Annotated in this window: 6 protein-coding genes and 1 pseudogene; 2 read left to right on the top strand and 5 right to left on the bottom strand. The window is 40.1% G+C overall.

What is annotated here, in order from left to right:
* Window positions 1–293: 293 nt before the first annotated feature.
* The 5 genes and pseudogenes from B3X18_RS04660 to B3X18_RS04635 all read right to left on the bottom strand — a co-directional run bounded on the left by B3X18_RS04660 (window position 294) and on the right by B3X18_RS04635 (window position 7,884).
* Window positions 294–3,431 (bottom strand): efflux RND transporter permease subunit, encoded by a 3,138-nt coding sequence (locus tag B3X18_RS04660; RefSeq protein ID WP_034671209.1) that lies wholly within the window; start codon window positions 3,429–3,431, stop codon window positions 294–296.
* Complete coding sequence (locus B3X18_RS04655) at window positions 3,421–4,659, bottom strand: efflux RND transporter periplasmic adaptor subunit (RefSeq protein WP_026444368.1); 1,239 nt, start codon at window positions 4,657–4,659, stop codon at window positions 3,421–3,423. Before B3X18_RS04655 ends, B3X18_RS04660 begins: the two co-directional genes overlap by 11 nt.
* Window positions 4,660–5,985, bottom strand: a pseudogene (locus B3X18_RS04645) (TolC family protein).
* Window positions 5,986–6,032: 47 nt separating this feature from the next.
* Entirely contained in the window at window positions 6,033–6,443 is a 411-nt protein-coding gene (locus B3X18_RS04640) for a cation efflux protein, CzcI-like (RefSeq protein WP_197736764.1), read from the bottom strand.
* A gap of 172 nt (window positions 6,444–6,615) precedes the next feature.
* Complete coding sequence (locus tag B3X18_RS04635) at window positions 6,616–7,884, bottom strand: MgtC/SapB family protein (RefSeq protein WP_005025875.1); 1,269 nt, start codon at window positions 7,882–7,884, stop codon at window positions 6,616–6,618.
* Between the two features lie 612 nt (window positions 7,885–8,496).
* Here B3X18_RS04635 and aspT point away from each other — a divergent pair.
* Entirely contained in the window at window positions 8,497–10,182 is a 1,686-nt protein-coding gene (aspT, locus tag B3X18_RS04630) for an aspartate-alanine antiporter (protein WP_005025873.1), read from the top strand.
* Between the two features lie 48 nt (window positions 10,183–10,230).
* Window positions 10,231–11,832 carry a bifunctional aspartate transaminase/aspartate 4-decarboxylase gene (locus B3X18_RS04625; protein ID WP_286935153.1) on the top strand — a complete coding sequence of 534 codons (1,602 nt, stop codon included), beginning with the start codon at window positions 10,231–10,233 and terminating at the stop codon, window positions 11,830–11,832.
* Window positions 11,833–12,034: the final 202 nt, after the last annotated feature.

The raw sequence follows: 12,034 nt of genomic DNA, 5'->3' as shown, positions 1-12,034 counted from the left end.
GACTTGAATCTTGCTGTACCTGTTCAGCTACTTAATTAAGCTATACAGAAATAAATCTCATGGCTTATTTAATACATAGCCCCTATTTCACCATTCAGCATTTTTTATATATAAGTCTTTTCATGTGAATTCGTTCTACTCTCTGAGGATTATTATTCTAAATAGCAGTTAAAGCTTGGACCTACTTCTCCTGAAGTCACTTATTATATATTTACACTTTTGAAATTTTTCTACTATAAAATTACCTTTAAAAGAAAGCCTTTGAACAGTCAAAGGCTTTCATAAGACTCACTTTACCTCTGAGGACTATTCACCCATCTATAGAGAATAGGCAACAGTACAAGTGTGAGCAAGGTAGACGATATAATTCCACCGATGACTACAGTTGCAAGGGGCCTTTGTACTTCAGCACCTGTACCTGTAGCAAGCGCCATAGGAACAAAGCCCAGTGATGCCACGCAAGCCGTCATTAATACAGGACGCAATCGTAAAATCGCCCCCTGCCATACCGCTTCATGCAAGTTGTACTTCAAGCGTAACTCTTTAATAAACGTCAGCATTACCAGACCATTCAGTACAGCCACACCAGATAAAGCAATAAATCCAATCCCTGCTGACATGGATAATGGAATATCTCTCAGCCAGAGAAACAGAACTCCTCCCGTCAATGCAAAAGGAACACCTGTGAATACCAGAAAACTGTCTTTCATATTATGAAAAACTGCTATCAATAAAATAAAAATCGTAATTAGAGCCAATGGAATAACAATTTGCATACGGGTTTTAGCTGAAGCCAGATTTTCAAACTGGCCACCATATTCTATCCAGTAGCCACTTGGTAAATCATAGGTTTTAAGCTGTGTCTGCAAGTCACTGATAAATGAGCCCAAGTCTCGCCCTTCAACGTTGGCAGTGATAACCATACGGCGTTTACCGTTCTCACGACTTACCTGATTGATACCTTCAATACTGGCAACTTTTGCGACATCAGACAATATAATACTGCCGCCATTTGGGAGTCGTATTGGCAATTGGGAAACATCAGCCACATTTCTGTCCTGATCTCTTAAACGAATAACGAAATCAAAACGGCGGTCTCCTTCCAGAATTTCTCCAACCTGCTGTCCGCCAATGGCAGTAGCTACCACATCTTGAATAGATTTAACACTTAAGCCATATTGCGAAGCTAAAAACTTATCAACCTCAACATTGAGTAAAGGCAAACCTGAGGTTTGCTCAACCTTTACCGCACTGCTTCCTGCGACCTGCTGAATAATTTTGGCAATTTTAGCAGCCTCGCCATTGAGAACTTGCATATCATCACCAAAAATCTTGACTCCTACATCGCTACGTACCCCTGAAATTAACTCATTAAAACGCAGCTCAATCGGTTGAGAAAATTCACTGTTATTCCCCGGAATTGTTGCAAGGTAACTTTCCATCCGGGATCGGAGCTCATCAATGCTCTCTTTAGGGTCAGGCCATTTTTCATTTGGTTTAAGCATGATATAGCCATCAGAAATATTAGGTGGCATGACATCTGTTGCGACTTCAGCGGTGCCGGTACGTGCAAATACTGCTTTAATTTCAGGAAAATTCTTTAATAAAAGCTTTTCTGTGTTTTCCTGCATACGTAAAGATTCTTCTAATCCTGTACTAGGAGAACGTAATTGTTGTACGGCAAAATCACCTTCACCAAGCTGTGGCGCAAACTCGCTCCCAAGTTTAGTAGTTAAAACACCTGTAACCACCAGAAGACAAATAGCAAATGTTAAGACTACTGCTTTATATTCATAAGCAACATTTAAAGTCTTTTCATAAGATTTCTTGAGCGAAGTCATCCAGCCACTTTCAGTTTCGCGAATATCTCCTTTAACCCATAAAGCGACTGCAGCAGGGACAAAAGTTATAGACAGAATCATTGCAGCAATCAGTGCCAGGACTACAGTCAAAGCCATCGGATGGAACATTTTCGCTTCTATACCACTTAAAGCAAAAATTGGTAAATACACCACTAAAATAATAAGCTGCCCGAAAATCAGGGGACGTCGTGCCTGTCGAGCAGCTAAAAACGCCTCTTTAAATCGCTCACTTTGTGTTAATGGACGTTTAAGTAACTGCTGTGCATGGGCCAAACGGCGTATACAGTTTTCAACAATTACCACTGCACCATCAACAATAATTCCAAAATCTAGTGCCCCCAGACTCATCAAATTAGCACTAATATTTTTTTGTGCCATTCCTGTTAAGGTAAATAGCATGGAGAGCGGAATAACGCAGGCGGTAATCAGAGCTGCTCGTATGTTTCCCAAAAATAAGAATAGTATAACAATAACAAGTACCGCTCCCTCAACCAGATTTTTCTGTACAGTTTTAATCGCTTTTTCAACCAGAGACGTACGGTCATAGACCGTTTCTATAAATACTCCCTTGGGTAAACTGTTTTGAATATCCCGGATTTTGGCATCTACCGCTTTAGAAACAGTCCGGCTATTTTCTCCCATTGCCATCATGGCAATTCCCAGAACAGTTTCTTCACCATTATAGGTTGCGCCACCTGTTCTTAGATCATGTCCTATGGAAACTTGCGCAATGTTACTGACCCGAATGGCACGACCACTGGAACTGGTGACTAAAGTATTCTCAATATCTGAAATGTTGTTGAGTGTGCAAGGAATACGGACTGTAAGTTGCTGTCCATTATCTTCAATAAATCCTGCTCCTCTATTTTCATTATTTTGGTTTAGAGCCTGCTGTAGCTGTTCTAAAGAGATATTAAGCTGTTGCATGTAGCTGAAGTCAGGTGATACCACATAGTTTTTTTCAAAACCGCCAATACTGTTCACTTCAGCCACACCTTGTACACGCTGCAACTGAGGCCGAACTACCCAATCCTGAATTTCACGTAAATCCATAGCGGTATAAGCAGTTCCATCAGATTTTTTCGCCTTTGGCTCTGCTCTTAGTACCCATTGATAAATTTCTCCAAGCCCTGTAGAAACAGGTGACATGATTGGACTGGTTTGTGCCGGTAACTCTGCCTGAATCTCTTGTAACCGCTGGTTAATCTGCTGACGTGCCCAATAAATATCGGTACCATCTTCAAATACAATGGTAACTTGAGACAGTCCATAGCGGGAAATAGAACGGGTTAATTCCAGATCAGGAATTCCGGCCATTGCATTTTCAATGGGATAAGTAATACGTTGTTCTACTTCAAGTGCAGTAAACCCATTTGCCTGGGTATTAATCTGTACTTGGGTGTTCGTAATATCTGGTACTGCATCAATAGGTAACTTTTGATAACTGTAAATTCCAACTGCAATCCAGATACAGGCAAACAGCATGACCCATATAGCATGTTGAATAGAGAACTGGATAATACGTTCAAACAGGCCTTCTGCTCTTGGCAGTTCAGAGTTAGTGTTCATGACCGGCCTCATCTTTTTCCAGTTCAGACTTCAGCAGAAAACTACCTTCACTAATATACTTCTTGCCGTTAGCAAGCCCGGAAATTACCTCAAGCCATTCCCCGTTACCTGAGGCTTGGCCCAATTTCACCTGTTGAGCCTTTAGATGAACCTGTCCTTTTTCTTCAGATTGCAAAATAAAAACGGTATCTTTGCCTTCAATACGTTGTACGGCTGCTTTTTTTACCCGAAGAGACGTTTTAGCAGCAGGCTTGGCCATCAAAACACTCACTAATACATTAGGACGTAAACTGGCAGACTGCGTATCAAGCTTGGCACGGACTATTAGCCGCCCTGTCTGACTGTCTGCCTGCGAGGTTAAACTTTGTATTCGTGCAGTATGGGTCTGCTCTGTACCCATTAGTTTAAATAAAACTTTCTGTCCGGCTTGTAGTGGTCCTGCGTATTGAGCGGGTAAAGTAAACTCAAGCCATAAATTATTGAGCTGTTCAATGACAAAAATTTGATCAGCCAACTGGACATTTTCACCTACTACAATATCTTTCTGACTGATGACACCAGAAATCGGTGCCCGAATAACAAAACGCCCATGAGTATTACTACTTGCCCCCAAGGCATTTAAGCGTGCCTGTGAGGCTTGTACAGCAACCTGTGTCTGTCGGTACGCATTTTCAGCACGCTGATAATCCTGTTTGGCTGAAATGCCCTGTGTCCAGAGTTGCTGTTCACGTTGATAGTCTTGTTTGGCAAGCTGAAGATTTGCCTGTGCCATACGTAAATTTGCCTGCTGATCAATCAGTTCAGGAACCAAAAGCACTGCTAGAGTTTGTCCTTTTTGAACACTTTGCCCTAAAGACACCTTTACTTGCTCAACATGACCACTGAAACTCGGCGATACATGGGCTTGCTGGTCAGTATTTACGACCAGTTTACCTGGCAACAGAGTAACCTCTTCCACTGGGCCTGTACTTGCTGTGGCGACTTTTAGACCCTGTTCAGCCATTTGACGGGCTGTCAGTTTTATCTCGCCTTCCTTTTCCTTAACATGCTCTTCTGTCGCATGAGCCTCATCCTCGCCGTCTCCGGTATGTTCATCCTCATGTCCATGTTCAGCAGTTCTCGTTTCCTGCTTATTTAACCAAATGATCAGGCTCACCAGTGCGGTTAGTGCAATCAGAATCGCAATCATGAGAGGCTGGGATAATTTTCCATATTGTTTCAAGTTCATTTATCGTGTCCCCTCATTGATTAAATTCTGTAATGTTTCAGCCGCATTTTGATTTAGTTGTATGTAGGCATCAGAACGGCTGATTTCTTCATAGCTTGTTCCAATACTTAGGGCTTCAGCACCAAGTGCGCTCTGCCAGGCTTGCCGTAATGTCTGTAACATCGCCAAACGTAGACTGTGCAGCTGTGAAGTCGCCTGCTGGACATCTGTAATTGACAATTTACCTGCCTTAAAGCCCTGTAAGGTCCTGCTCTGGACTTTTTCAGCCAAGTCAATTTGACTTGTGATCAGTTCATATTGATTCCGTAAAGCCTTGAGCTAATGCATGCTATTTGCAATATCAAGTATTTGCTGTTTTAGTTCACGCTGCTGCTGTTGATTCAGCAAGATCTGCTGCTGCTGCGCAATAGGAATGGCATATTGCTGACGATTGAAAAGATTAAGGGGAAGATCGACCCCCAGTGTTAACGCCGTCTCATTATTTTCATCAGGAGACCTTGTACGGTTCATCCCTACATTTAAGGCGGGCTGTGGGCGAGCCTGGACTTTTAAACGTTCAATCCGGTAATTGGACTGCCGGATATTTAAAGCATAAAGTTTTTCCAGCCATCCTTCAGAAATATAATGCTGTACTGTCTGATTACTCTGATCTGGCCAAGGAATAGAAGTTTTAGTTAAATCAATTTGTGCATGGGTTTCACCCCATAAATTTGAGAGTTGACGCCCTGCTGACTGCTGATTTAATACAGCCTGCTGATAAAGCCGTTCCATTTCTAACGCTTCAATCTGAGCCCGCTCATAATCAACCAGAGCAATGCTTCCTGCCTGATAGCGCTTCTGGGCACTCTCTAAATTAGCTTTACTTGCTCTAAGCTGCGATGCATAAACAGTACGTTCCGTTTCTGCAATTGTTAACTGTGACCATGCATATCTGACAATTAATTGGCTTTGCGCATTCCATAACTGTTGTTGCAATTGCAACTGCTGACCTGATGTATTGGCTATGGCCTGGCTAAGCTTGCGCTGACCAAAAATATCTAAGGGCTGGCGAATACCGAGGCTGAATTCCTGCTCCTGATCTGAACCGAATCCTGACTGTTCAACCGTTAGGCTCGGATTTTGCCATAATTGGCTTTGGCGAATATTTAAATCAGAAATTTGTGCATAATGCCGAGCTACTTCAGCTTGTACCTGATAGCTCTGTACTTTGGCATACGCAGATTCAAAACTGCTAATATTTTCAGCATAACTATATGATGGCACAACAACTGTAAATAGACAGGCCATCAGAGCATGACGTAATAACGTCCTTGACTGTAAAGACATGATTTTTCCCACTTAATTAAATTTAGAAGTGGTGAGAATGTTTTAGGCTACCCCACCATAAGCGGGGAAAATTCGGGAGGTGGACTTTGCTGAAACAGGTCAGGTGCCTGATAGCTGTTCTTCCAGTGAAACTCTGGAATGACATGAGTTTCAAAAACTGGAATTAAAACCGAGATTTTTTCATTTTGCACAATCAGATGCGTCATGGAAGGCAGATGATCCTGATGATCTTCACCAAGCTTTAAATTATTATTCTTTATGTCTTTATGATCTGATTGGGTATCATGCTTATGCGGGCGGTCATGACTGATACATAGGGTATTTTGATGATGGCCAAAATGATAACTCTGCTGTACTAAAGTTTGCTCTTCATGGACGCAAAAGGCCGCTGCCACGTTCCAAAGACTTTGGAACATGAATAATCCAACCAAGACTGTAATCCATGTGGTAGACCGCATACGGTACTTTAACGAATTAAATTGCTTGTTATTATAGAGAGTATGTGTTGGCTAGCAAGTTCTATGTAGTTCTTATTGAGAATCGGCTCATTTGAACGATATTTTTAATAAATTTAGCTGTTTTGGTAAAATTGCAAAAGTACTTCAGAGATCTGGATTTTAAATTATGCTTTCAGATTAAGATTTGATGAAAGTAAATAATCAGCATTATAACAACCGCCATATGAACAACTTGCACAGGTGCAAAATATAAAAAAAACTTCCAGCCACCGGTTAGAAAGGCATTAATACTTTTTGAAAGTGCATGTGCAGCCAAACCAATGACAACTGCATAAATCAGAGTCAAATTAGCTGGGTTTCCTTGTACTACTACCCCGGCCATAGCAGCATGAACTTCAAATAGTGACGCTAAAAAAGTGCTCAAGATTAAGCCTTTATCTCCTAATATAAGATTTGCTCCATAAATTCCGGCCTGAATGAGAGTGAGGCTAACTGCAATAATGACGGCTTCCTTGAGACTAAACATGCGGTCATCTGCTTGATCAACTTGTTTTATTAGACGGGTATCTGAATGATTTGACCGGTACATAAATAAGCCTGTAGCAGCACATAGTATGCCTATCCCAGCCAGACTTGGGATAAAAAGCAGTTTGAACCACATTAAACTTACACCTGAGACAATCAGCAGTAATTGCAGTAAAGTCGCTACACATGACATCAGAGCAGCACCGGCATTCACTTTGGCAGTGGCTTCTCCGGAGCGGACTTGCATGCCAAGACTGGCGATAGTGGCAGTACTAGAGACAAAACCTGAAGCTAGAGCAGATAAAATCAATGCTTTGTCATTTGATAAAATGCGTTTTGCCACATGTGCCATAGATTGCACAATAAGGATTAAAACCAGTAATTTTAAAATGACATATGGGTTTAGTACTGAACCCCATAGGGGTTTATTTGGCATGATCGGTAAAGCGATCAAAATGAGGGCCAGTAAAAGGAGTCCATCCCGGAGTTCATAATCTCGAATGGTTTTTCCAGCAAAGCGATGAAGGCTAGTTTTCCCCATTAAAATAAGGGTAAGCAATACTGCCATACTGGCTGCTAATGGAATATTCCAGATGCACGCCGCCCCAATAAGGTAGGTCATTAAAAAAGCCAGTTCAGTGGTGGAACCAATATCTTCTTTTTGTTGAGATAAACTATACAGGCAGAACAGGCTTACGGCTATTGCCCCCACTACTCCAACATACGGGTGTATAACAAAACACAAAGCCCCCAATAAGGCGCTGATCGTAAAAGACCTTAATCCCGCGAAACTTTGTTCATTGCGGGTATTTTTATTACGTTCCCGCTCTAGCCCGATTAAAAGACCACATCCTAATGCAGACAATATAATTGTGAGAAGCTCTTGAAAAGTTAGACTTTGCAAAAGAATATTCAAATGCCTTTCCTTTTATCAGTTCATATTTATCTTTATAAGATATTATTATTAAAAAGCAACCAATTTAAAATACATAACTGATTGAACCAATAAAAGTATAATATTATCGAATGAAAAAACTCAGAATCCTAAAGAAATAATTAATTTTATTATTCTCATCTTTATAAAAATTTCAGTTTTTAGTAAAAAGACCAAGCAACTATAAAATATTTTTGAATTATTAAAGATATATTACATTTACCTATTAATTATTTAAGCCTAGCATGAATATTAAATAATTTAATTAAATTAACTTTAATCAATTAATTATGTTTAATTTTTTCTCAAAATTTTATTTAAAACCCAACATAAAATTTTACAATTTACTATTAAATAAAAGTTATTTTAAAAATTTTATAATCTAAAAATAATTAATTATTATCAATATCTTAATTTTAATTATATAAGTTATCTTTATATTATATAATAATTAAGCCATTGAAATTAATATATATTTGTACTTAAGTAAAGTAAATTTGTTTTCTCATAATTAGAATAGTAGTTTAAGTAAATATTTAAAAAAACCATGATTCTTTACCTAAAAATATATTAATAATGAAGTGAGAATATAAGATGATTGAATGGTTACAACATGAATTAAGTCATAGTCCAGAAATTTTATTATTTTTATCACTTGCAATTGGTTTCTGGATTGGTCAGTTTCAATTTGGCAGATTCCAGTTTGGTGGCGTTGCTGGTTCGCTTCTTGTTGCAGTGGTTTTAAGCCTGATTGGTGTCTCTGTAGATAATGGTGTAAAAGCGATTCTTTTTGCGTTATTTATTTATGCTGTAGGTTTTGAAAGTGGACCGCAATTTTTTAAATCATTAGGACCACACTCTATTAAAGAGATTCTGCTTGCAGTATTTATGGCAGTGAGTGGCTTAATTACGGTACTGCTCATGGCCAAGCTTTTCCATCTGGACAAAGGGCTGGCAGCAGGACTAGCGGCAGGTGGCATGACGCAGTCAGCTATTATTGGTACTGCTGGAGATGCAATATCACGACTGGATTTACCTCTTGCTGAAATACAAAAGCTACAGGCAAATGTCGCAATTGGCTATGCAGTAACTTATATTTTTGGGTCACTTGGCGCAATTATTATCTGTGTCAATATTCTTCCTAAATTTATGGGAAGAGAAATCCATGATGATGCCCTGAAAGCACAATCTGAACGTTTGAAAGGTGCTTTTGAGCTGGCTCCGGGTCAAGAGCTGGCTATTCCGGAAATAGTCGGACGTATTTATCAAGTCAAACAGGGTAATGGTCTGAAAATAGAAGAACTTGAGGCCAAACAATCTAGCACTACCATCGAACGCTTAAAACGTGATGACCAGTTTATCGATGTATCTCCAGATATCATTTTGCAGACAGATGATATTGTACTGATTGTAGGGCGACGAGCTAGTGTGGTTGCAATTTCTGAGTATATTGGTCCAGAGCTACAGTCTTCTCCTGGTATGGAAATGGTGATGCAGACCACGGATGTAGTACTCAGAAATTCTAAATATCTTAATCATAGCTTGGGCGAGGTAAAGGCCAATACGCCTGCCTATTTGAAACACGGTATATATGTACTTGGTATCAAACGAAATAATGAAACACAGGTTCTAAATGATGATCTGGTTTTGAAACCAGGTGATGTAGTCACAGTATATGGAACAAAAACCGATCTTGAGCGGTTAGTAAAAGAAGCCGGAAAAGCTTTACCTGAGAGTTTAAAAACAGACTGGATGTTTCATGGAGCAGGTCTTGTAGTCGGTTTGGTTATTGGCCTTTTTGTTATTCGTATTGGAGGGGTGCCCCTTACTTTAGGTGCAGGTGGAGGTGCGCTACTTTCTGGCCTGTTATTTGGATGGTTACGTAGCCGTAATCAAGTGCATGGCAATATGCCTTTAGCAGCATCACAGCTACTTAAGGATTTGGGACTTGCAGGATTTGTCGCTGCTGTCGGGCTGCAATCAGGCTTACAGGCGATTCAGACCATCAAGCAAAGTGGTCTATCACTATTTATGATTGGTGTGGTGGTTACTGTTGTTCCTCTTATCCTTTCAATGTTCTTCGCCCGTTATATTCTTCGTTATGACAATGTCGCCATTATGGCAGGTGCATTATCAGGTGCACGCAGTGCCAACCCCGCTTTTGGTGGTGTATTGGATAAAGCCGGAAACTCTATACCTACCGTACCCTTTGCTATTACCTACGCCCTAGCAAACGTTTTTTTAACCTTACTCGGTCCAATTATTGTCGGATTAGCCTAAAAATTGTTTCAAGCATTTTAAGATCACTATTCACTAAGGAGATTTCCCATGGGGAATGTAGATTATTCTAAATATTCAAAACTTAGCCCATTCGAGTTAAAAGATAGCCTGATTGCTTTGGCACAGAGTAAGCGGGACCGCTTAATGCTCAATGCTGGACGAGGAAACCCTAATTTTCTGGCTACCCTGCCACGTAGGGCTTTTTTTCAATTAGGTTTATTTTCTGCCACAGAATCAGAATTTTCATTTTCTTACATGCCAGAAGGCTTAGGTGGGTTCCCCCGTCCTGTCGGTTTGCAATCACGTTTTGATAATTTTCTCATGCAGAACCGGGATAAACCTGGAGTTTTATTTCTGGGAAAAGCAGTGTCTTATGTGAGAGACCAATTGGGTTTAGATCCAGATATGTTTCTGCTTGAAATGGTCGAAGGGATTCTAGGATGTAACTACCCTGTACCTGATCGCATGCTCCGTGTCAGTGAAACAATTATTAAAGAGTATCTGTTACAGGAAATGGGCATAAAAAGTATGCCCAAGGAAGGCTTGGACCTGTTTGCGGTTGAAGGCGGAACCGCAGCCATGGCTTATATATTTAACTCCTTAAAAGAAAACAGGATTATTAATACTGGCGACCGAATTGCAATCGGCAGACCGATTTTTACGCCGTATCTGGAAATTCCCAAACTGAATGACTATCAGCTTGAAGAAATTTTTATTGAAGCTGATCCCAATCTGGGCTGGCAATATCCTGAGTCTGAATTAAGAAAGTTAGAAGACCCTTCAATCAAGGCATTCTTTTTAGTCAATCCGAGCAACCCGCCTTCTGTCAAAATAAGTGATGAAGGATTGCTAATACTGGCAGATATTGTAAGAAAACGTCCTGACCTGGTTATTTTGACAGATGATGTATATGGAACTTTTGCAGATGACTTTAAGTCACTTTTTGCAATTTGCCCAAATAATACTATTTTAGTTTATTCATTCTCAAAGTACTTTGGGGCTACAGGCTGGAGACTTGGCATTATTGCGCTGTCGAATAACAATATCATTGATCAGAAGATTGCAGCGCTTTCAGATCAGGAAAAGCAGGAACTTGAAGAACGTTATTCATCATTAACTACTGAACCAGAAAAAATCAAGTTTATTGACCGTTTGGTAGCAGATAGCCGTAATGTTGCACTGAATCACACCGCAGGTCTGTCAACACCGCAGCAGGTACAGATGGTTCTTTTTGCCCTGTTTAATATGATGGATTCTCGTCAGGCTTATAAAAAAGCTGTCAAGTCTGTAGTCCGGGAACGCGATGCTGCACTTTATAGACAGCTTGGTGTTGAAGTCCCTGAAGATCTTAACGCTGTTGACTATTACACCTTGGTAGATCTGGAAAGAACAGCCCGCATATTATATGGTGACGATTTTGCCAACTGGGTCATGGTCAATAAAAACCCGACAGAATTATTATTTCGGGTAGCAGATGAAACCGGTGTCGTTCTGTTGCCAGGTTCTGGCTTTGGGGTATCCCATCCATCGGCACGTGCTTCATTAGCCAATCTGAATGCTTACCAATATGCTGCAATCGGTGATTCTCTACGACGCTTTGCCGAAGATGCCTATCAGGAATATCTGGGAACTAAAAAAGATGAGTCCTGAAGTTTCTAAGGAAAAATAGTTTTATATCATCATAGGGGTAATCGGGTATTAAAACTCTATAATTTTAATACCCATTTTTATGATTAATTCAAAATTAACCATATGAATAATAATATTATTTCATGATGTAGAAATAACCATCTGATCATTTTAGATGAATTTTATTCTAAAACGAATAAATGCTAGTGAGGAGATTGAAGAT

The sequence above is a fragment of the Acinetobacter sp. UBA6571 genome, assembly GCF_002434085.1.
Classification (GTDB): domain Bacteria; phylum Pseudomonadota; class Gammaproteobacteria; order Pseudomonadales; family Moraxellaceae; genus Acinetobacter; species Acinetobacter radioresistens.
The sequence above is the reverse complement of the archived record's forward strand: the minus strand, read 5'-3'. Positions and strand labels throughout refer to the sequence as shown.